17 protein-coding genes, 1 tRNA gene and 2 pseudogenes are annotated in these 21,595 nt (G+C 50.5%); 9 read left to right on the forward strand and 11 right to left on the reverse strand.

Annotated elements, in window-relative coordinates:
* Positions 1 to 17: 17 nt before the first annotated feature.
* Complete coding sequence (locus BM485_04945) at positions 18 to 740, reverse strand: 1-acyl-sn-glycerol-3-phosphate acyltransferase (protein ID OKY76576.1); 723 nt, start codon at positions 738 to 740, stop codon at positions 18 to 20.
* Positions 741 to 1,144: 404 nt separating this feature from the next.
* On the opposite strand from BM485_04945, the gene BM485_04950 reads away from it, so the two are divergent.
* The 3 genes from BM485_04950 to BM485_04960 all read left to right on the forward strand — a co-directional run bounded on the left by BM485_04950 (position 1,145) and on the right by BM485_04960 (position 5,931).
* Positions 1,145 to 4,528: a hypothetical protein gene (locus BM485_04950; protein OKY76577.1), complete on the forward strand. Its 3,384-nt coding sequence runs from the start codon at positions 1,145 to 1,147 to the stop codon at positions 4,526 to 4,528.
* A 61-nt stretch (positions 4,529 to 4,589) separates the two neighbouring features.
* Complete coding sequence (locus BM485_04955) at positions 4,590 to 5,417, forward strand: hypothetical protein (protein OKY76578.1); 828 nt, start codon at positions 4,590 to 4,592, stop codon at positions 5,415 to 5,417.
* Between the two features lies 1 nt (position 5,418).
* Positions 5,419 to 5,931 carry a hypothetical protein gene (locus tag BM485_04960; protein OKY76579.1) on the forward strand — a complete coding sequence of 171 codons (513 nt, stop codon included), beginning with the start codon at positions 5,419 to 5,421 and terminating at the stop codon, positions 5,929 to 5,931.
* Between the two features lie 15 nt (positions 5,932 to 5,946).
* On the opposite strand, the gene BM485_04965 is transcribed toward BM485_04960, so the two are convergent.
* The 5 genes from BM485_04965 to BM485_04985 all read right to left on the reverse strand — a co-directional run bounded on the left by BM485_04965 (position 5,947) and on the right by BM485_04985 (position 10,078).
* Positions 5,947 to 6,312 carry a MerR family transcriptional regulator gene (locus tag BM485_04965; GenBank protein OKY76580.1) on the reverse strand — a complete coding sequence of 122 codons (366 nt, stop codon included), beginning with the start codon at positions 6,310 to 6,312 and terminating at the stop codon, positions 5,947 to 5,949.
* A 98-nt stretch (positions 6,313 to 6,410) separates the two neighbouring features.
* Positions 6,411 to 7,595 (reverse strand): polysulfide reductase NrfD, encoded by a 1,185-nt coding sequence (locus BM485_04970; protein ID OKY76581.1) that lies wholly within the window; start codon positions 7,593 to 7,595, stop codon positions 6,411 to 6,413.
* A 198-nt stretch (positions 7,596 to 7,793) separates the two neighbouring features.
* Positions 7,794 to 8,021, reverse strand: coding sequence for a hypothetical protein (locus BM485_04975; GenBank protein ID OKY76582.1), 228 nt, complete (start codon positions 8,019 to 8,021; stop codon positions 7,794 to 7,796).
* Between the two features lie 847 nt (positions 8,022 to 8,868).
* Complete coding sequence (locus BM485_04980; GenBank protein ID OKY76583.1) at positions 8,869 to 9,303, reverse strand: hypothetical protein; 435 nt, start codon at positions 9,301 to 9,303, stop codon at positions 8,869 to 8,871.
* A 19-nt stretch (positions 9,304 to 9,322) separates the two neighbouring features.
* Positions 9,323 to 10,078: a twin-arginine translocation pathway signal protein gene (locus BM485_04985; protein OKY76584.1), complete on the reverse strand. Its 756-nt coding sequence runs from the start codon at positions 10,076 to 10,078 to the stop codon at positions 9,323 to 9,325.
* 379 nt (positions 10,079 to 10,457) lie between these two features.
* On the opposite strand from BM485_04985, the pseudogene BM485_04990 reads away from it, so the two are divergent.
* The 3 genes and pseudogenes from BM485_04990 (at position 10,458) to BM485_05000 (ending at position 12,809) form a co-directional block, all read left to right on the forward strand.
* Positions 10,458 to 10,742 (forward strand): annotated as a pseudogene (locus BM485_04990) (hypothetical protein).
* A gap of 21 nt (positions 10,743 to 10,763) precedes the next feature.
* Positions 10,764 to 11,096 (forward strand): annotated as a pseudogene (locus BM485_04995) (Fis family transcriptional regulator).
* 18 nt (positions 11,097 to 11,114) lie between these two features.
* Positions 11,115 to 12,809 carry a hypothetical protein gene (locus BM485_05000; protein ID OKY76636.1) on the forward strand — a complete coding sequence of 565 codons (1,695 nt, stop codon included), beginning with the start codon at positions 11,115 to 11,117 and terminating at the stop codon, positions 12,807 to 12,809.
* A gap of 278 nt (positions 12,810 to 13,087) precedes the next feature.
* Here BM485_05000 and BM485_05005 read toward each other — a convergent pair whose 3' ends face one another.
* Positions 13,088 to 13,630, reverse strand: a complete 543-nt coding sequence (locus BM485_05005) for a hypothetical protein (protein ID OKY76585.1) — start codon at positions 13,628 to 13,630, stop codon at positions 13,088 to 13,090.
* On the reverse strand, positions 13,630 to 14,826 hold the full coding sequence (locus tag BM485_05010) for a polysulfide reductase (protein OKY76586.1): 1,197 nt from the start codon (positions 14,824 to 14,826) through the stop codon (positions 13,630 to 13,632). The genes BM485_05005 and BM485_05010 overlap by 1 nt, the downstream gene beginning before the upstream one ends.
* A gap of 1,119 nt (positions 14,827 to 15,945) precedes the next feature.
* On the opposite strand from BM485_05010, the gene BM485_05015 reads away from it, so the two are divergent.
* The gene (locus tag BM485_05015) at positions 15,946 to 17,730 is read left to right on the forward strand and encodes a cell division protein FtsH (GenBank protein ID OKY76587.1); all 1,785 of its coding nucleotides are present in this window, start codon (positions 15,946 to 15,948) and stop codon (positions 17,728 to 17,730) included.
* A 56-nt stretch (positions 17,731 to 17,786) separates the two neighbouring features.
* A tRNA-Lys gene (locus BM485_05020) sits at positions 17,787 to 17,862 on the forward strand.
* A gap of 266 nt (positions 17,863 to 18,128) precedes the next feature.
* Here BM485_05020 and BM485_05025 read toward each other — a convergent pair.
* The 3 genes from BM485_05025 to BM485_05035 all read right to left on the reverse strand — a co-directional run bounded on the left by BM485_05025 (position 18,129) and on the right by BM485_05035 (position 21,267).
* Entirely contained in the window at positions 18,129 to 18,587 is a 459-nt protein-coding gene (locus BM485_05025; GenBank protein ID OKY76588.1) for a hypothetical protein, read from the reverse strand.
* Between the two features lie 435 nt (positions 18,588 to 19,022).
* On the reverse strand, positions 19,023 to 19,760 hold the full coding sequence (locus tag BM485_05030) for an ATPase (protein OKY76589.1): 738 nt from the start codon (positions 19,758 to 19,760) through the stop codon (positions 19,023 to 19,025).
* Positions 19,747 to 21,267 (reverse strand): transposase, encoded by a 1,521-nt coding sequence (locus BM485_05035; protein OKY76590.1) that lies wholly within the window; start codon positions 21,265 to 21,267, stop codon positions 19,747 to 19,749. The genes BM485_05030 and BM485_05035 overlap by 14 nt, the downstream gene beginning before the upstream one ends.
* A 41-nt stretch (positions 21,268 to 21,308) precedes the next feature.
* Between BM485_05035 and BM485_05040 the strand changes: the two genes are divergently transcribed.
* The coding region (locus BM485_05040; GenBank protein OKY76591.1) for a hypothetical protein at positions 21,309 to 21,595 on the forward strand (287 nt) is incomplete at its 3' end.

Consider the following 21,595-nt stretch of genomic DNA (forward strand, 5'->3'; position numbering starts at 1 on the left):
ATGTTGCGCTCAGGGGGTTACGGATTATCCAGCAATCGGGCCACTGCATCATGCATTCTTTCCGCCAGTTCCTGTTTCTGTCCGGCGCCGACCCCCTTTGTTTCCACCGGAGCGCCCACCCGGATGGTGACCCGACCCGGCTTTGCCAGTAATTTCCCCTTGGGCAGCACCGGAAAGGTCCCGGAAATGGCCACCGGCACCAAGGGCACCCCTGACTTGATGGCCAGCACCATGCCGCCTGTTTTGAACGGATGCAGTTTGCCGTCGAGACTTCGTGTTCCTTCCGGGAAAAGAATAACCGATGTGCCGGAGGCAATCCGTTCCGCCGCCTCCTTTAAACTCTTCAGGGCCTCCCGGCCATGGGACCGATCGATCGAGATATAGCCGGCCAGTTGCATGGCCCGGCCGAAAAGCGGAATCTGGAAAAGTTCTTTTTTGGCCAGCCAGCGGAAATCAAAATTAAAGCAACCCTGCATGGCAAAAATATCAAACTGACTCTGGTGATTGGCGGCAAAAATGTAGGGCCTGCCCGGTGCGATGTTTTCCAGTCCTTCCACCTTCACCTTTACCCCGGCGGCAAGCAGAATTATCTTTCCCCAGGTACGCGGCAGCACCTGGGCTTTTCGGGCAGAACCGCGGAAAACAACCAGATAAATGATTGCCAGCAGACTGGTGAGAAAGGTGAGCAAGGGAACCAGCAGCAACACGAGAATCCCTCTGAAAAAATGAATGCATTTCATATTGTAATCCCTGCCGGACAACGGTTTGCGCCGGGCCGTTTCTCCCTGTTGACAATTATGGAAAAGAAAGTCATATCATGGTAAGAGAAAAGCACCATGTTACGATGTAATTTTATTCATGACGTTTTTAAACGGAAAAATGGAAAATTGCCACTTTTTCAACAGACCATCATCCCATGGCAGAAGAACCCCCTGATCCCTTTGGATCAATAAGCATAGCAGAGGATCAACCCGATCGACAACCTGATGACCAGGAACCGGAAGTTGTCATCGGTCCCCCAGAAGCCGAGACCCGGGAGGAGACTTCCGGCCCCCTCCCGTCCGAGCAGCACCATTCCGGCCTCCCTCACGAAGGTCCGGGGAAGAGGAAAATCCCCTCCCGCTCTTCCGGCCGAGGCAAACAGATGCTCGCCGCCACGCTCCTCTTCTTTCTCACCTACTGCCTGATCGGCTTTCTCGGTGTTCCCTATTTTCTCCAATCCCTTCTGCCCGGGATAGCGGCAAAGAACATGCAGCGGCAAGTCACCTTCGGCTCGGTCCGTTTTAATCCCTTCACCCTGGTCCTGCAGCTCGACAACACAATCATCGGCCCGCAGCTCGACAACGCTGATGACACCATCGATCCCATCTTTTCCGCTGCACGAATCGAGGCAAACATTTCCTCCCTGTCCCTCCTGCAAGGACAATTTATCTGCTCCAGCCTGACCGCGGAAAACCTCTTTCTGCATATTCTCCGCCGGGAAGATAATACCTATAACACATCACGCCTCATTCCCTTGCAGCGCAGCAGGACTTTTCCTTTCCTCCGCCTCCCCTTTTCCTATTTCATCAGCAATCTGACGGTCACGGACAGTCGGCTGCTTTTTGACGATCTACCTGCCGGCCGAAGCCACAGCCTCGATAAAATCGATCTCTCGCTGCCGCTGCTTTTCCAACAGACGGGCCAGGGTTTTTTTTCTTCTTTTTTCATCGCAGGCAGCGAAACGCACTTGACCAATCCCCATTTTTCCGCCCTGATCAACGGCAGCCCGGTGGATATTTCCGGTGAGAGCAGCGTCCAGAACAATGATTTCACCGCAAAACTCAAACTCCAGTTTCAAGCGGTGGATGTGCCCTCCTATCTTGCTTATCTGCCTGCCCGAAAAACGACCATAGAAAAGGGAACCGCCGATATCGTGGTGGATACGACCTTTCACCTCGCTGCCGGGGAAAAAACCGACCTGACCGTTGACACCCAAATCCGTTTCATCGACCTCGTGCTGCTCGACAACAAGAACAACCGCAGCACCTTTCCGCAATCAACCATCAACGCCTCGCTCTCTCCTCTTGAATCGCGCTATTTTTTCCATGAAATCAGCCTGATTGCCCCCAAAATACGCGTGGGCAGAACGGCAGACGGCGAGTGGTCCTTTCCCTTGACCTTTCCGCCGCCCGCAGCCGAACGGAACAATGAACAACCTTTTGATCTTATTCTTGAAAAAATAGAAATGACAAACGGTGTAATCGATTTTTTTGATGCCAACGGCCGCAAAGCGGTTTCTTCGTACTCCGGCATCAATTTCTCCCTCAGCGCCTTTGACCGCGGCAGCACCACCCCTGCTCCCTTTTCTCTGTCGGCGATGACGCCGGAAAAAGGCCGGGTCTCCGCGCAGGGAGAGATTGATCCCTTCTCCCTTGCTGCCGCTGGTCTTTTCACCGGCGAAGCAATCGGTCTTTCATCCGCAGCCGGCTCGCTTCTCCCAGCCGGGATGAAAATAACCAGCGGGAAAATCGATACGGCAACAAGCCGCTTCACCTGGCGGGACGGCAAAGCAAAGAAAAAAGAATTACTCTTCCATGACGGCTCGGTTGCCATAAAAGACATCGTCACAACCGGCCAGGACACGCCGCTTTTTTCCTCGCCCTCACTCCATCTCGCCTTTGGCGAATTCGATCCCTTTGGTCGACGGGCCGATAAAATCACCGCAAAAGTCATAAATCCCGAGATCAGATTCTTCTGGGACAAGGACAACAGGTGCAACTGGTCCGGTCCGGAGCAAAAGAAAAACAGCGGAGAAAATAAGAGGCAATGGGACATCAACGTGACGTCCCTGACCCTGGAAAACGGCAACATTATCCTTGCGGACAACTCGCTCCCCACCCCCCTCATGATGACCCTGGAAAAAATCGGCCTGACCGCAACAAATCTTTCCAGCAAAGAGGGCGAAACGGGAGAAATCAAACTGGACAGCACGAATTTCGGGCAGGGCAGCCTGACCATGCAAGGGCCTGTTTCTTTTTCTCCTTTTTCCGCTTCACTCAATTGCAGCATGAAGAATTTCCAGCTGGAAAAGGCGCCGCCCCTCTTCACCGATTGGCTCAATTTCCCCCGGTTGTCAGGTGAGGCCGACAGTGACGGCGAGCTGCATTTGCCAGGCTTTTCCTACACGGGTTCGCTGGAAATCCGCAATTTCGCGGCAGGAAAAAAAGATGAAGCCGACATGGCCGGCTGGACAAAAGCACGCAGTGAACGGATCAGCCTGAAACTTGTTCCGTTTTCCCTGCAGGCGGAGACGGTGACCCTGGAAGAACCATCGTTGCAATGGGTTGTCGATGCCAAGGGGATGATGAATATTGCCGATTTTTTCAACCAGACAGGTTTACGGGAAAATGGCTTTGTCAATGACGGACGGATTGCCCTGACCACCATTGACCTGAAAAACGGAAAGCTCGACTTTCTCGATCAGCGCGTTAGCCCGCCATACGCCAAACAGATCGAGATTGCGGGCACGATAAGCAACCTCGTCAATCAACCGGCGAACCGCCTTTCTCTCAATCTTGCCGCAGCCATCGGCGGCAAGTCGCCGGGCAGCCTGCGCGGCGAACTCGGTTTTTTCGACGGACCACTTTCCGCCGACCTGCAGGCCGAGATCAACCAGATGCCGGTCAAAGATTTTTCACCCTACCTCGTTTCGCTGCTGGATTATCAGTTGACGAAGGGCGACTTCAACCTGGCAGTCCATTACAAACGCGAGAATCATGAGATAACAGCCGACAATTCCCTTGTCATCAATGACCTTGAACTTGCTTCTTCAACGGGCAAATCATCGGCGTCATTGCCGTTTGCCGTTGCCCTGCTTACCGACCCCCAGGGAAAAATGAATGTCGGCCTGCCCTTCACCGGTAGCACAACGGATGATTCCTACACCTTTCCCAGGTCGTTGGGCCGCGCCATCCGCGCCATGATGCTGAAAAGCAAGGTCTCCCCGACAACCCTGCTCAAGGCCGATTTACAGGAAACGGATCAGCTGGTTGATCATCTCCTTTTTTCTCCGGGCAAATCCGCCCTGAAAGAAGAAAACAAAACCGCATTGAAGATGATTGCCCGTGTGCTGGAGGCCCGTCCCCTTCTCCTCCTTGCGGTGAAAGGCTTCAGCAGCCTGGAGACGGACAAGGCCGCCCTGCTGCAGGAAAAAAAAGAACGATTAGACCGGAGCAGACTTGAAGAGGAAGAAAAAAAATCATTGCAAATTACGCAAAAATACGGCCGCGAAGAGATAGGCCACCCCCGTTCCGAGCAACAGGAACCACCACCGGCTCCGCCGACAAAAATTTCCGTCAGTAAAAAAGAATTGCAGGAACTGGCGGAAAAAAGAAAACAACAGGTCATGGATTTTTTTGCCGTTGAATTAAAGATACCAGCGTCCCGTCTCAAAGCTGACAGCACCGACCTGATACCCGCCGGCGCTCAGGGTCGCCCGGGCAACAGGGTTGATCTCCGTTTTGATGCGGCCTTAGACCGACAGTGATCCTTGCTGCCGCATACACGTTGCAAATCAAGCTCATTGAACTTTCGCCAAAAGACACGACATGCTGCGCCCACCTTATGAATCATACAACAGACTCTATGTCTACCATCTTGACCGAAACGATATTTCAGACCTAAACGACCCGGACCTGATCGGCATCTGGATCGAAGACGACACCTCAGTGCTTTTTTTTCATCAGCCCAAGGATCTCCTTGTCACGGACCTCTGTCTGCGTTATAAGTGCAACCTTATCTATCAAGCCGACCTCGACTACCGGGACTGGGAAGCAGGGCAACGGATAACCACCTTCCGTGTTGCGGATGTCACGGTCGCGCCTGTCTGGGAAAAGAAGCACGGCGCCATCCGACTTGACCCGAGTGTCATTTTCGGCAGCGGATTCCATCCCACCACCAGGCTCTGCATGGAGGCACTGCTTTCCGCTCTGCGGGCTCCGGAATCAAAAATAAACAGCGTCCTTGACCTGGGAACCGGCACCGGTCTTCTCTCCATTACCGCCGCCCTGCACGGCGCGAAACAGGTCACGGCTATCGACAACAACCCCCTGGCCTGTGAAGTCGCTCGTTCCAATTGCCGCCTGAACAATGTTGAACATCTGGTCACGGTACGGCAGCAGGATCTGCGCCGTGACATCCCCCAGATACACGAATATAATCTGGTAATCGCCAACCTCTACCGCGGGTTACTGGAACAGCTCTTCAATTCTCCCGCCTTTTGGGAGGCCGACTTCTACATCCTTTCAGGTTTTATTCAAGGCATGGAAGGAGAACTTCTCGGGCAAATTCCAGGTGACAGACTGCGCTTTCTCAACAGATTGCGCAGTGAAAAATGGTGCATCTGGGTGTTGGCCAACAGAAAAATTAGCGGATAATATGTTTACAATCGACGATTTATATTTCAGCAATGTCCCACGGAAACTTGCCTGTGCCCGAAGTATCTATGAGAAGGCAGGCGCAACCCTTCTGGACATGCCGGGAATGCGGGAAAAATTATCCCACATTACCCTGCTGGCCTCTCGCCTGCAGGAGCAGATGGCTGCCATGGGAATGTTTTCACTTTGTACAGCCTGTGGCGAAAAAAATGGTGGAGGGTGCTGCAGTGCCTTTATGGCCAATGAAACGGACGCAGTCCAGTTACTGTTGAACCTGCTGTTGGGCATTGAAATAAAGCCCCAACGGGATGATTTGCTTGAATGCTGCTATTTGGGATCGCATGGATGTATTTTCAGGGTCAAACCGATTTTCTGTCTTAATTACAACTGTCATCACATCCTGAAAAACGCTGAGAAAAAAATCATTCGTGATCTTGAGCTATGCGCGTCCGCCGTGCTGCAGGAGCAGACGATTGTGGAAAATTTACTCCTAGAACAGGTAGTTGCAAGATAAATCAATTTCCTCGGTTCAGGCAACCCCATCAACCCTGCTCACTTTCTCGTGCTTATGCATTTCGATCTTGCGCGGTACAAGCCCGCTTGCCATGAACGCGGTGCACTGTTTCCGTTTTTCAAAGGGACAATCCGCGATATTCCAGCAGGGGGTGTACTGCAAAAGTTTTTTGATGGCCGCGATGCTGATGCCGCTTTCGTGAATCATTCCCCGCAGACATTCAATCCATTTGATATCATCCATGGTGAAGTAACGCCATTTTCCCTGACGAATCGGCCGAATCAACCCTTCTTTTTCATAAATTCGCAAGGTTCTCGGATGAACACTTAACATCTTGGCTGCTATCCCGATTGTAAAGATTGCTTTGTCGTCAGATATCATTTTCAACTCCTTACAACTCTGGTTGGTGATGACCGGGGTGCCGTTTCGGCACCCCGATCTGTTTCGCGCTACTCAGACCGTTTGATCCGATCCTTGAATTAATGCTCGCCGTGATGTTCGAAGGCACGACCGAAGAATCTTTCTCCAAGGATGAAAGCTGCACCGACGACGCCGAGACCGGCCATGGTCACCATAATCTCACTGACCGAAGGAACGTAGCTGAAGTAGTTGGGCAGTTTGTCCCAGCCGGCGTATTGAGGAACAAGCTGACCGGCAACAACCAGGTCGTAACGGGAGAAGAACTGACCGACCAGCACCATCAGAGCGGCTGCCGACATTGCAGGCAGGCTTTTCATTTTCGTCATGGCAAGAATAGCAAGAGGAAAAAGCAGGCCGATACATACCTCAAATACCCAGAAGTTGGTTGCCAGGGGGCCGCTTAACAGTGCACTGGCAGCTTCACGGCCGGCTTCGGTTCCACCGACGTAGAAAGTGATTGTTCTCCAGGTAGTGGCGACAGTTACCAGGAAGAGCATCAGGGTAAGAACCTTGGCAGCACTCTGCACGCCGGTAAATGTTGCTTCGTTCATCTGCTCGTTGCGCATCTTGTATGCATAATGGGTGAACAGGATCGCTGCGGCGGCACCGGACATGAATGAACAGGCCAGAAAATAAACCGGCAGCTGAGCGCCATACCAGTAAGGTCGAGCTGACAGGGTGGCAAATACCGCGCCGAGATTGGTGTTGGCGGCTACTTCAGCCAGCGCACCCAGAACCCCGAGGGTAACGGCAAGTTTGTATTGACGGGTAAGGATAAGGAAAAATTCAACAAACATGAAACCGACAGCCAAACCGTACAGGGTTCCCATCCACCAGATATTGGAGGTCATATTGGGAGAGGTGACATTATAGATCGCCATTCGCCAGGGACTTTCCAGCTCAAGCCCGATCAAGGTAAATCCGGCGATAATGGTGATGAGTGACAGCCAGACCATCCTGTTGGCCAGGGGTGCCAGTTTGTTGCCGCCGAAAATGTGGCTGATTGCGGCCAGCAGACAAAGACCGGTTGAGGTAATGGCAAAAAAAGCATACGAGGAGATCAGAATACCCCAGGGCATCTCCCTGGTATTATTGTACACATTATGATGGCCCGCATAAAACCCGTAAAGTCCCGCTCCCACACCGGCGACGGCCATCAACACAAAAAGCAGTGTGACTTTATTGATCCCCGGGGTGGCTACCTTTGGTTCCGCTGTTGCTGCTAGTGAAAATCCGTTTGACATTTTGAACCTCCTTAACATTGTTCGTGATGTGATTGAAAACTCTTATAACCCGCTTGACAGTCCTGCTGTCAGAAAGAAAACTTTAAAAACCCTTGTTTCATCACTGCTTGCCTGCTAAAATAACTTTTGTTTTGTGGTCGTGAATCACTTGAGCTCCAGGCCGCCACCTGTTTCCCCCTGAACACGATACGATTTGCGTTACGCCGTTTCCGGCTCATTCTGCTTTTGTCCCTTCGTCGCCAGGTGATGGAGGCCGATCAATACCGCGAATACTGAAAAGGGCCCCATGACCAGGAACAGACAGAGAGAGAGAGTAAACCAAAATGCCTCACTCAACTGGCTCATTCCGGCAGCCAATTTGCTGATGATTGATTTTTGTTCGTTTTTTCTCTGACAGGTTGAGAGCAGATGGATTAAGGCACTCATTTTACGCCTCCTTTCTTTCTCGTTTTGGCTAGGCTTTGTTATCTCGTTTGCTTATTCATAAGAGCAAGGGGTATGCCAAACAGAGAGTAAAGAGAAGATAAGAAGGCAGCATTTTCCGCCCTTTCCTTTAAAATCAAGCACCGACAGACTTAAAAATATTCATTTCCACTACTTTCAATAAAAAATTGCAGGCAAATAATCTGACAACAAGGAATCAAAATTCGCCCTCTCCGTTTTGTGAAAATATCGCAAAATGCGCCTAAAAATGCCCTGCATCCGCCCTGCTTTCCTTTTTTCCCGCAACATCTCGCAGCACAAAAACGCAATAAATCGTAAAATATCAACAAGTTACTGGTGCGACATTTTGCCTCAGACAAATAATGCGTCCGCATTTTAGTCCACCAACAGCGAATACGCTCACAATACGCCCACAACATCAACACGCCATCAGCGCCCGGAGCGAGGCTTGAGATCAGGATTTACTTATACAAACGAAAGGGGTTATCCCGCTCCGCTTCAGACTTGACAGCAAAGACGCAACAGCTGCAAGGCTTCGCGGATCGTGAATAAAGGTATAGTGAGGGGTGCGGACAAAGGACAGAGACAGTTGTTGGAGGAAGAAAGCAGCAGAAACAACCTTATAAATCGAGAGCTACAATATGAGGGGGATTTTTTCTTTATCTGCCGCCGACAAATACCAAGCGAAAGATAAAATTTAATTGAAAGGATGGCGCAAAAAGCGCGCTATTTTACAGACGGGGTTTTCAGGAGTAACAAAAACCGGAGGAGGAAAAATCGAGCAACTCTCCTCCCCCCGGTTTACAAACAATCCGACGATCAAAACAAATCAGTGCCCGCCGCCGTGGCCGTCGGTTTTTTCGCCGCCGCCGTGCAGGCGGTCAAAACCCTTGACGCCGATATGACATACGGTACAACGGGTGTTGGAGGCAAAGGCGGTTTGGCCGTCATGACAGACGCCGCAATACTTGCCGTCATACAGGGATTGCATGGTAAAATCGTCACCGGCCTCGGCCGCGCCGATTTCCATTTGAAAAACCTCATCATGGCAGCTGTCACAGGAAAGCCCTGCATCCATGGTATGGGTTTTATGATTAAAAACTACAGCCTTAACCGGCTGTGTGAAAACAATAGGCGCCTCAGGACCATATGTGTCCTCATCATACTGCTCCTCACCGATTGCCTGTCCGCCCACGCAGAGAATCAGACCGGCAAGGGCCATGACACCAAAAAAACCTGCTACACCTTTATGCTTAATATTCATAGTCATCCTCTCCGGCAAATTAGTCGTTCATGTAAAATACGTTGGGAAGCGCACCTGTTTCAGGACGCAGTACCCAGACAACCTTTTCAGGGGCATGCACCAGCTGATACACCCTGCTGGCCGGATCAGCCAAATCACCGAACACGCGGACATCCGCCGGACAGGCAGCAGCACATGCGGTCTGCGTTTCACCCTTGGAGAGACGAGTATCAATACAGAAATTACACTTGTCGACGGCGCGGTTTTCTTCCTTGAAGTAACGGGCGTTGTAAGGACATGCAGCCATGCAGGTCTTGCAGCCGATGCACTTTTTGTAATCCATCATGACAATGCCGGTTTTCTCATCCTTAAACGTCGCTTTTGTCGGGCATACACGGACACAAGGCGGACGATTGCAATGGTTGCAAAGAACAGGCATGAAAATTCTTTCCGTGGTATTCGGCCCGGACTCTCTTTCCATTTCCAGAATTGTTGTTCTGTAGCCATAGGAAGGCACATGATTGGTTTTAGCGCACGCCTCTTTGCAGCGCTCGCAATCAACGCACCTGTTTTGCCTCATGACCATGGAATAATGCGGGCTGTAGGGGAATTTTTTTGCCTGGGGCATTGCACCGATCGCCCCCTGAACGTTCCGGGCGGAAGTCAAGGACAGCACGGAACCACCAAGAAAAACACCGGTTACCGAGAGGCCGAATTTTAAGAAACTCCGCCGCTCTTCAGAGGGCAAATTTTCAGCGCCCTCGTTTTTGAGCTTTTCCAAGTCACTAATTTTCATAATGGATCTCCCTCGAAAAATTATTAATACGGCAGCCGGTTTTATTGGGGGCAAACCGCCTTTTATTAACTTACGCCTTGATCCTTCCAAAAAACAGTCGGAAACGATTCGGCGTGCCAGCAATCGACAAAAAGAAAAAACATCTGCGTCGCACAAAAAATCACACAATAGCAAATGTGTCAAGTCAATTTTCACTATTGATTTTCACACACAAATTGACAGCTTGACTGCCCACCCACATCGGACTACATTTAAAATTTGCGTTTCTTCCATGTTTGAAGCGCCGACAACAATCTTTTCACACGACATCCGCAGCCAAATGACGCAAGCGAACAGCCCTCAACCACAGGTAACCCTGGCGGTCTTTACCGTTAATTCAATGTGGGAAATCACCTCCTTCAGCCATGCAGCCGAGGAACTCCTCGGACTGCAGGCCAAGGAAATGATCGGTAAAAACTGTCACGACTTTTTCGCCCACCAGGAACGATTCTCTGATCTTTTCCAGCAGTGCGCTTCCATCACCAGCGGCAAGTCGGTTGCTTCCTTTCACATGGTATTGAAAAATCCGGCAACCCAAAACAATCTCGCGGTGCTGGTCACGGCAATTCCCGTACCCGACCGGTTCGGCAATCTCTCCGGCGCCATCATCAGTTTTCAGGAAACATCAAAATCCGCCATTACCACCCAACTCGTCCTCGACTCCATTGCCGACGGGGTTTTTACCGTCGACAGCCATTGGCGGATCACCTCTTTCAACAAGGCGGCGGAGGAGATAACCGGCTGGAAGCAGCAAGAGGCCCTGGGCAAGTCCTGCAGTGAAATTTTCCATTCCAGCATCTGCGGCACATCTTGCGTACTTGCCGAAAGCGTCCGCGACGCCAAGGCCATAACAAATCGTCCCATTTTTATTCGAACCAAGCATGGCGACACCGTGCCCATCAGCATCAGCGCCGCTCCGCTTGTCGATCAGGACGGCAAGGTTATCGGCGGGGTGGAAACCTTCCGCGACATCACATCCAGCATCAGCAAAGATCTCATCTTCGACTCCATCGCCGACGGTGTCTTCACCGTTGACCGCAACTGGAAGATAAGCTCATTTAACCATGCGGCGGAATCCATCACCGGCTGGAAACAGCATGAGGTTATCGGCAAATCGTGCAGCGCGATTTTTCACTCCAACATATGCGGCGAATCGTGCATTTTGTCCCAGAGCGTCACACAAAGAAAAAAGATCACCGATAAGCCGATTTTCATCAAATCGAAAAAAGGAGAAACGATCCCCGTCAACATCAGCGCCGCACCGCTTCTGGACCCGCAGGGCAACATTATCGGCGGCATCGAGACCTTCCGGGACATAACGAGCAGCATCCGCAATCAGCTTATCCTTGACTCCATTGCCGACGGCGTCTTCACCGTGGACCGCAACTGGCGGATAACCTCCTTCAATCATGCCGCGGAACAGATAACCGGCTGGTCAAGCAACGACGCCATCGGCAAATCGTGCAGCGAGATTTTCCACTCAAGCATCTGCGGGAAAAATTGCGCCATTGCCCAATGCATTTACACAGGAAAACCGACATCGAACCTCTCCATCACCATTTCCGATTCAACTGGAAAAAAGATACCGATCAGCATCAGCGCCTCCCCCTTAACCGACAATGAAGGGAATATCATCGGCGGGGTTGAAACCTTCCGGGATCTCACCGCCATCACCAGCCTGCGCAAACAGCTCTCGCAGAGCTACACCTTTGACGAAATCGTCAGTAAAAGCGCGGCAATGCAGCGCATATTCAACATCCTGCCGGATATCGCCAAAAGCCCGAGCACGGTCCTGATCCTGGGAGAAAGCGGTACCGGCAAGGAGCTTGTCGCCAGGGCCCTCTACAATGCCAGCAACCGGGCCGACAAACCCTTTGTTATCGTCAACTGCGGCGCCCTGCCGGAAACATTGCTCGAGTCGGAACTTTTCGGCTACAAGGCCGGCGCTTTTACCGACGCCAAAAAAGATAAGCAGGGCCGCTTCGCCGCCGCGCAAGGCGGCACCCTGTTTCTTGACGAAATCGGCGATATCCCCCAATCGGTTCAGGTAAAACTTCTCAGGGTTCTACAAAATAAGGTATATGAACCGCTGGGCTCCAATGTTCCGGTTGCCGCCGATGTCCGCATTATTACCGCGACAAACAGAAATCTCCAGGAACTGGTCCAGCAGGGGATCTTTCGCGAAGACCTCTTTTACCGGCTCAACGTGGTCAAAATTCTCCTCCCGCCGTTACGGGAAAGAAGAGAAGACATCCCGATTCTTGCCGACCACTTCATCAAGCAGTTCAGCGCCGTTCAGGGCAAGGATATTGTCGGCATTTCGAGCAACGCCCTCAACATCCTGATGCGCTACGAATATCCCGGCAATATCCGGGAACTGCAAAACATCATTGAATATTCCTTCATTCTCTGCGACGGAGGCATTATTCAAATCGAGCACCTTCCCGAACCTTTTTATTCTCCCGGCGCTGCGGCCGCAGCCAAAACCAACCAGAAAACCTCATCTGCCGAGGGTTTGCTCACCCTGGAAGAAACAGAAAAACAGGCCATCTATCTCTCGCTTGAACGCAACAAATGGCGAAAAATGGGCACCTGCCGGGAACTCGGCATCTCCAAAGATACATTACGCCGCAAAATCCAACGCTACGGCCTGGTTAATCCGGCAGGCGACACGGGAGAACTCGACGAATAAGCTTGTGCAAAAAAACAGCCGCAAAATCGCAAATCGGGCGCGGCAAAAAAACGGCAACAAAATAGACTCAATCTTTATTCCACAACGCCGTAAATAAAAAAGGCGGAACTCTTTCAACAAGAGATTCCGCCGTTTCTGCATCAATCAAAAAAAACCATCAGGAAGCGCGACGGATCGACTTATCGGCCCCATCTGCCGCCGGCTGATACGAACTCAACCACACAATTTTTTTGCCTGCTCGTGAAATGTATGGCAGACAGGATAATCGCGATGGAAAATCAACCTGGTAATTGTTGCTTTTTTTTTTCCACTGGTTTTTTTTTCTTTTCCTCATCAGCAATCTTTGCCTGACGTTCCGCTACTTTATCCCCGACCCGATGCAAACTCCGCGGGACGGACCAGTCAACTCTCGAATTGCACCCATCACATATATCGGGTGGACAATTTCCAACTTCCCAACAGGGGATCAGACTCAACAACTTCTTCAAGCCCGGAATACTTATCCCCTGATCATGAATCATGGAACGTAAACATTCAATCCAACGAATATCGTTGGGAGAAAACATCCGCCGTGATCCTCGATGGGCAGGTTTTATCAATCCTTCGGCCTCGTATATACGAAGCGTTCTCGGATGGACATTGAGCAACTTCGCCGCGACCCCGATCGGGTAAATCGGCAAATCAGGCCGCAAGGGCTGAATATCAGTCTTCTTCCTGGCCATTATCATCTCCTTTGACTCTTTGTCCCATTCATGATTTGCACCCGGACCAAGGGAAAGGAACAAACCTCTCCCCCCGCCCGTCTTCAACAAATCACTCATTAATGATCCTCGGACAAATGCCCTTTGAACAGACGCTCGCCCATCAGAAAACCCATGGCGCACAGTGACATGCCGCCGACAACCACCATGATTTCATGAAGGCTTGGGGTGTAGGCCCAGAGGTGGGGCTGACCGACTATACCCATCTCATGAAGCTGGGGGACAATCATGCCCACGACGACCAGGTCGAAACGCATGAAGAAGATGCCGATCACACTTGATACGGATGCAACAAAGAGGGCGGTAAGATTTTTGGCCCTTACCGCGAGAATGATGCAAAAGGGAATAACCATACCCATCATGACTTCAGCGATCCAGAAATTCACCGCATACGGACCGCTCAGGATTGCCTGCATAGCCTCATATTTTCCCGGGGGCTGACCGCTGACACCGGAGATAATTTTCCAGCAGGTGAAAAACATGATAACAGTCATCAACAAAGCGCCGAGTTTGGCGGTTGACTGCAGTGAAGACTCAAGAGCCGGGCTCATCTTCCAGCCATTGGCCTTATAACCGATCCAGTGGAAGAAAATAACCGCCGCACAACCGGACATCATTGCCGAGGTGATGAAATAAATGGGCATATAGGGTCCGTGCCAGAACTCGCGACCATTGAGCAGTCCGAATACGGCGCCGAGGTTACTGTGAGCCGCGACACCGGCAACAACGCCCATCAAACCCAGGTACCCGGCATATTTGTGCTTGCCGGCCTGCAGCAAGGCAAATTCAATCAGCATAAAGAAAAGATAGGCGCCGTAGAGGGTGCCCATCCACCAGATGTTGGAGGTCAGGTTCGGAGAAATAACGTTGTAGATGGCCATTCTCCAGGGATTCTCTATCTCGAAAGCAATTACGAGAAAACCGGCGATAATGGTGGTGATGGCCATAAAAACCGAACGCTTGGCAATCGGCTTGAACGCCTCGACATTAAAAACATGACCAATTGAAGAAACAAGACAAAGACCGGTTGAGGTGACGACAAAGAAAACGTAGGTGGCGATCAGCAGCCCCCACGGCACTTCACGGGTAACATTGTATGCATTGTGGTATCCCTGAAAAAAGGCATGCACGCCAAAAGAAATACCTACCAAAGTAAGCAGTCCGAACACTGCCACCGCAGCGTTGTAACCGCTTGAGGATTTCACGGTAAGGCCTTCACCCTCCTGGGGAAGAACTTGAGCTAATATATTGTTCATTGGTTTCACTCCTTCGATTTTATTAATGGATCTCAAGGACAATCAATAAAACAGTGACTAGGAAAAATCACTTTCTTCACGTACCGCACGAAGCACAGGTCTGACCTTGAGATCAAAAACCGTATGGAGCGAAGCGCAACCTAGCCAAAAAACGAGAAATAGTATGCCGTCCATTTGCTTCTCCTTATTCACAAAAAAGGGGCCGAGCCCGTAAAAACTTTTTTTCTCTCTCCTTCCGGGACAAATTGGCGGATCGGAACCGGAAAGCCATCACAACTCTGTCTTTGCACCTCCTTTTCAGTGTAGAAATTTATTCCGTAAAAACCTTATAACCAACGCATCAAAAAAACGTTTATCTTTTATGCCAAATTTAAAACGGTACATTTGCATTGTCAAGAAAAAATATCATCGCAATTACAATTTAAACTACAAATCAAGCGATCAATTTACGCCCAAAAACACTCAAATTAAAATTTTTACTAAAATTAATGAAACAATTCAAGGTAGTTAAAGAACAAGCCGCACTAAAAAAACCACAAACCACACACCGCACTTCACGCCCATACTTTTGCCAATATCGCGCAATTTGCGCCCATATCCACACCAACAAGGGCGCGAATTGCGCCAACAAGGTCAATTGAAGCGACCTGTCCCCCAAAACAAGTCAAACAGATAACTCATTAAAACTAAACAAGAAAATCAGAATAACAAAAAAATACCAAACAAACCAGCGACGATGGCATCATGTCTGCATTAACAAAAACCATCTTGCTCAACAAATAAGCCAAAGCGAGAAAACTTCTCCTAATTGATCCCAGGGTGGCGGCCCTGGGATCAATCAAAATTCACAGTTTATACACCGAACCAAAACAAAAAACAACCCGACACTTCCATATAAAAGCCTGCGCCCAGCGCGGGCTTTTTTCTTTTTCAGCAGCCACCATCCCTTTCTCCATCCGGCAACCATTCGCTCCTTTACCTTTTACCAAACTTGTGGTTATATCTGATAAAAATGAGTGGAATCCTCTCCGGGGCAATCCGCTCTTACTAAAAAACTCAGGCGCACATTGCGCCCTGTTTTTTTGTTTACCGCGAAACCAATCATCCAGGAGGCTTTCATTGAAGTATTTTTACAAGAACCTTTCCATCTGGCTTATTGTGGGGATTATCGGCATCGTGATTATCAATGTTGTCAAGCAACAGCCCGATAACGTCAATCACGTCACCTACACGGACTTCCTGAAAAAGGTGGACAAAGGCCTTATCAGTGACATCAGGCTTGAAGGGAACACCATCTCCTGGACCGATTCCAATGGGGAGATGTTCAAAAGCGTTTCTCCGGATAACCCTGAAACCATCAAACCGCTGCTTAAACCAGGTATCAACATCGAGGTGCAGGAATCAAAAAAGCCCCACTGGTTTTTCCAGACCTTCCTTTCCTGGGTTCCCTTCCTGCTCATTATCGTTCTCTGGTTTTTCTTCATGCAGCAAGGCGGCAATAAAGGCGGCGGCAACAAGGCGATGGCTTTCGGCAAGAGCAAGGCCCGTCTCATAGACGGTCAGGAGTCAAAAATCAAATTCAAGGATGTTGCCGGGGTCGACGAAGCCAAGGAAGAGCTCGTGGAGATTGTCGATTTCCTCAAAAGTCCCCATAAATTTACCGAGGCCGGCGCGCGCATTCCAACCGGCGTCCTTCTTTATGGAGAACCGGGTACGGGAAAAACCTTGCTGGCCAAGGCGATTGCCGGGGAAGCAGGTGTCCCATTTTTTTCCATCAGCGGTTCGAACTTTGTTGAAATGTATGTTGGTATCGGCGCTTCCCGGGTCAGGGATTTATTTAATGAAGGGAAGAAAAAAGCGCCTTGCATTATTTTCATCGATGAAATCGACGCCGTCGGCCGACACCGGAGCGCAGGCGGCGGGGGTGGCAATGACGAACGCGAACAGACCTTGAATCAGCTTCTTGTCGAAATGGATGGTTTTGAACCGAACGATGCGGTAATCATCATCGCCGCCACCAACCGGCAGGATATTCTCGACCCCGCCCTTCTCCGGCCGGGACGTTTTGATCGTCAAGTCATGGTCCCGGTTCCCGACGTGGGCGGCCGCGAACAGATACTGCGGGTTCATGCCCAGAAAATCAAGGCGGACGCGGATGTTGACTGGAAGCTTGTGGCCAAAAGCACTCCCGGCTTCTCCGGCGCGGAGCTTGCCAATATGATTAATGAGGCAGCCCTCATGGTGGCAAGGAAAGACGACGGCAGCAAGGTGACCATGGAGGTCATTGAAAAGGCCAAGGACAAGGTCATGATGGGCGCGGAAAGAAGAAGCCTGATTATCACGGAAAAGGAGAAGAAAATCACGGCGGTGCATGAAGCCGGTCACGCCCTGGTCGCCTGGATGCTTCCAGGAGCCGATCCGGTGCACAAGGTCACCATCATTCCCCGGGGGAAAGCCCTGGGACTCACCATGCAGCTTCCGGAGGAAGAAAAACTGTCTCATTCCAAATCATATCTCTTCACCACCCTCTGCATCCTGCTGGGCGGCCGCATTGCCGAAGAAATCGAGTTCGGTGACATCACAACCGGGGCGGGCAACGATATTGATCGCGTCTCCGATCTGGCCCGGAAAATGGTATGCGAATGGGGGATGAGCGAGGAAATCGGAACAATTACCTTCAAGGCGTCCAGTCCTGCCGCGGGTCAGCCGGGACCCATTATCAGCGAGACAACCGCTGTCAAAATCGACAGCGCCGTCAAGTCGCTGATCGCCTCGGCCTATGACAAGGCAAAGGAGATTCTGACCGAACACAAGAATGTTCTCGATGCACTCTCCCAGGCACTTCTTGACCATGAAACAATCAACACCGCAGATATCAGACAAATTGTCGAGAAAAACAGCTAAACGGCTCTTGACGTCTTCCTTCTTCATGTGCTAAAAGGGTATCCACGGAAAGCACAGGGCCGTTAGCTCAATCGGTAGAGCATCTGACTCTTAATCAGCAGGTCCCCGGTTCGATCCCGGGACGGCCCACCAAGCAAATTCAAGCACTTATCTCTTTACGAGGTAGGTGCTTTTTTTGTTGTTTTTTCTTTTTGTCCCCACTCTGTCCCCACTTTTTTTCTTCACGGCACAAAAAAAGCGGCACCCACTCCAAGGTGGACACCGCTTGAAAACAACCGTCAATTTTCAGCAAATCAAGCCGGGCAGCAATCAGGCAGACAATTCACCTTTAAAAAACCCAGGCAAACCGCCCAAGGTGGGCACTGCTTGCTGTAAATGGCAACCCACAGTCTTAAAAATCATCGTTCTATAGATGTATCAATTCGCTCGGTATAAACATCTGCATACGCTAATTTTTCCTTAGATGTCATATCGAAAATAATTAATGTCAAGTTGGGTTTTTCTCCTCTTTCTTTCGCTAATGCACGAAAAAAGATTCCAGCCTGTCTGCAAAATTGCTCTTTTTCTTGATGCATCATAGAGTTCCATAATTTTGGTTCGGTATTTAGAAAAACAAAAGAGCTTTGTGAAGTATATGAAACATACCCCTTGCTGCCTAAAGAAGCCATGATAGCGGCTGCTTGTATTTCTTCATCGGACAACTTTTTAACATCTGATATGGGCTTTGATTCTGGAATATTGCTGATTGCGGGGGATGCCGTTTTTTGTGGTGAGGGCGAGTCTTTATGGTCAACCTTTAAATATTTATTAATGGCGGGAACGATAAAGACCCAAAAAATGAGAATAAAAAGAAGCAATTTGTAGGGAATTTTTTGTTTCTTTTTCCCCTGTTCAGGGGCAGGGTTCGAAGGAACTGCAGGCTTGAATGTGGCTGGATTTACCCCGCATGTCCGGCACAAGCCATTTTCATCAATTGTCCCGGTGCATGTTCCATCAGGACAACAAACACGCTTTGTCTCTGGTTCTGGTGGGTCATTTCCAACGGGGGCCATCGGCATCCCACAATGAGGGCAGGAACTTGCAAAGGTTGATACATCATTCCCGCATTCTGCGCATTTCACCAGAGCCATAAAGTCACCCAAAGCAACAAGTTATGTAAATCGATATCACGGACACATAGAGGGTGTAAAATAGTTTGTGTAAATGGCTATGACTGAGTAAGTCATGTCAATCGGCATTGAAAATTGACCCACCATCGGCGTTCAAAATTGACCCACCTCAGGCAGTAGTTTTCAGTTATTGATTCTTGTTTTGATTCTCCAACTTTCGTTGCCGGTTTCGATTATTTCGCAGTGATGCGTGACCCTATCCAAGAGAGCGGTGGTCATTTTGCCGTCGCCGAAGACTTGGGGCCATTCTCCGAAGGTCAGGTTGGTGGTAATGATCAGTGAAGTCCGCTCGTAAAGCTTCGAGATCAGGTGGAACAAGAACTGTCCACCACTCTTGGAGAATGGCAGGTAGCCCAGTTCATCGAGCACAACCAGGTCATGTCTGCCCAAGAGTTCCACCAACCGGCCTCCCCGGTTATTGAGCTTCTCCTGCTCCAGTTGATTCACCAGGTCAAGCACATTGTAGAATCTGGCTTTCCTGCCATTTCTGATGCTTTGCCTGGCAATGGCAATGGCCAGATGCGTTTTGCCGGTGCCGGTGCCGCCAACCATGATGACGTTGGTGTGATCAGAGAGAAAGCTGCCACCATAAAGGCTGCGTACCTGCATCTCGCTGACCGGGGTTGCCGTGAAGTCGAACCGGTCCAGATCCTTGTCTACAGGGAACTTCGCCAGACCCATACGATAACGGATGCTTCTGACCTGCCGCTCCGCCAACTCCGCCTCCAGGAGATCACAGAGTATCTTGTCGGGTGTCGCCCTGCTCTTGATGCCCGAGGCCAGTATCTCGTCAAAGGTGTCCTTCATCCCGTACAGCCCAATGGCTCCGATTGCCTCCATTATCCGGTCACGTAGTACCATAAGCACCTCCGGAAAGCAGCTGATCGTAACGGCAACAATCCACCACCGGAATTAACGTGATCAGCGGCAGTTGGGCTGACAGCGGCAACGGTTCCGACGGTGGCTCCTCGTGTTCTCTGGATAATATACTGAGGACGATGTCACTGCTGACGGTTTTGTCTTCTACAACCTGGGCACAGGCAACGGCCACCGATTCGAGGCCATAACGGCTTACCACAGACAGGATATTGACAAACTGCCGATCGCCGCCTACTCGATTTTCAAGGATTCGCCTGACTTCGACTATTGCTTCCGGCAGATCCCATTGCTTGAAAGGGGCTCCGTCTCGCAATGCTCCCGGTTTCCTCTCCAGAACGGCCAGATAATGCCAGGGGTCGTAAATGACCTTATCGCGACCGAGATGGCGACGATGGCTGCCAACCTCAGTACCGTTCATCACCATGACGATTCGGTCAGCGTATGCCCGTACCGACACTGTCTTGCCGGCCGCCATGGCATCTACGCTGTAACGGTTGCGGTCAAAATTGATCAACAGTTGCGGAGATACACGGCTAACGCTTTCCTGGTAACCGTCGAACGGTGATGCCGACAGTGCCAGAAGTTTGTCTTTCTCCTCGGCAAAGACCTGGGCGACGGTTTGCTCCTTGCGCTCGGGATGCCTGGTGGTGGCTGCATGATTCCGGCATTCATCCGCCAACCATTCGTTCAGTTCTTCAAGGGAGGCAAAGCGGCGGCGCTTGGCAAAGAAACGTTTTCTGACCACGCCGACCTGATTCTCCACCTGCCCTTTCTCCCAGCCGGCGGCAGGGGTGCAAGCCACAAGGTCAAACAGATAATGGGAAGCCAGGTTCTGGAATCGGCGGTTGAATACCCTGTCCTTGCCCATCAGCACCTTGCTGACCACCGTCTTTAGATTATCGTAAATGCCCCGGCAACAGACACCACCAAAAAAATCAAAGGCCCGGATGTGGGCATCAAGGAGCATCTCCAGGGTCTCGCGAGTATAGGCGATGCAGAACGGTTTGCGACTATGGCAGAGGCGGAACTGAGCGATCTTCGCTTCCACCGGAACCCCAGCCAGCTCAACCTGTTCATAGCTCCAGTCGAACTGGAAGGCGTCGCCGGAAACAAATTCAAGAGGTACGTAGGATTGAACAATAGCAGTGCCACTCGACCTCTTCCATATCCCCACGTAACGACGGACGGCATCGTAGCCACCCTCGTAGCCTTCTCGCTGCAGTTGTTCAAACAGCAACTGGGCAGTCCGACGGTGACGGACCGGCTTGTCGGCATCCTCATGCAAGAGCTCACGCAGCCTCTCAATAAAGGAACCCAACTTGGGATGGGGTTGGGAGACCCTCTCGTACTTCTGATCGGTTATGCCACTTCGGATGATGTTTCTGACGGTGTTGCGGGAAAGGTTCATCTCGCGGGTGATCGCTCGAATTCCTTTCCCCTCTCTAAAATAGGCCTGTCGGATTTTACGGATTGTTTCCACGTTCAGCATCTCCTTTCTTTTCTCCTCTCTCTGATAGATTTCCAAAGAGTATGGAGCAGGGGCTGAGGTGGGTCAATTTTGAATGCCGATTTCCCCCTTTAGTGGGTCATTATTGCATGCCGATTCACAATCAGATTCAAGAAAGTGCTTTCGATGCTACATGGAAGCAAGTGACAAATCAATCAGAACGACAGTTTGGAGCATTTTTGTTTCTTTATTTGCTCGAGCAAAAAACAGAATTCGATCAAAAAAAATACAAAATTGAAGAACTAAAAAAATTTAGGAATAAGGTGATTCATAAGGGGTATCTTCCTAACGAACAAGAGACCATAAAATA

This window comes from Desulfobulbaceae bacterium DB1 (assembly GCA_001914235.1).
GTDB lineage: Bacteria > Desulfobacterota > Desulfobulbia > Desulfobulbales > SURF-16 > DB1.

Excerpts from the sequence above, each read along its gene's own strand:
- BM485_05005 (OKY76585.1), bottom strand. The coding sequence starts at position 13,630 with ATGAGTGATTTGTTGAAGACGGGCGGGGGGAGAGGTTTGTTCCTTTCC.
- BM485_04960 (OKY76579.1), top strand. The coding sequence starts at position 5,419 with ATGTTTACAATCGACGATTTATATTTCAGCAATGTCCCACGGAAACTT.
- BM485_04980 (OKY76583.1), bottom strand. The coding sequence starts at position 9,303 with ATGAATATTAAGCATAAAGGTGTAGCAGGTTTTTTTGGTGTCATGGCC.
- BM485_04975 (OKY76582.1), bottom strand. The coding sequence starts at position 8,021 with ATGAGTGCCTTAATCCATCTGCTCTCAACCTGTCAGAGAAAAAACGAA.
- BM485_05010 (OKY76586.1), bottom strand. The coding sequence starts at position 14,826 with ATGAACAATATATTAGCTCAAGTTCTTCCCCAGGAGGGTGAAGGCCTT.
- BM485_05030 (OKY76589.1), bottom strand. The coding sequence starts at position 19,760 with ATGGTACTACGTGACCGGATAATGGAGGCAATCGGAGCCATTGGGCTG.
- BM485_04965 (OKY76580.1), bottom strand. The coding sequence starts at position 6,312 with ATGATATCTGACGACAAAGCAATCTTTACAATCGGGATAGCAGCCAAG.
- BM485_04945 (OKY76576.1), bottom strand. The coding sequence starts at position 740 with ATGAAATGCATTCATTTTTTCAGAGGGATTCTCGTGTTGCTGCTGGTT.
- BM485_04985 (OKY76584.1), bottom strand. The coding sequence starts at position 10,078 with ATGAAAATTAGTGACTTGGAAAAGCTCAAAAACGAGGGCGCTGAAAAT.
- BM485_04970 (OKY76581.1), bottom strand. The coding sequence starts at position 7,595 with ATGTCAAACGGATTTTCACTAGCAGCAACAGCGGAACCAAAGGTAGCC.
- BM485_04950 (OKY76577.1), top strand. The coding sequence starts at position 1,145 with ATGCTCGCCGCCACGCTCCTCTTCTTTCTCACCTACTGCCTGATCGGC.
- BM485_04955 (OKY76578.1), top strand. The coding sequence starts at position 4,590 with ATGCTGCGCCCACCTTATGAATCATACAACAGACTCTATGTCTACCAT.
- BM485_05035 (OKY76590.1), bottom strand. The coding sequence starts at position 21,267 with ATGCTGAACGTGGAAACAATCCGTAAAATCCGACAGGCCTATTTTAGA.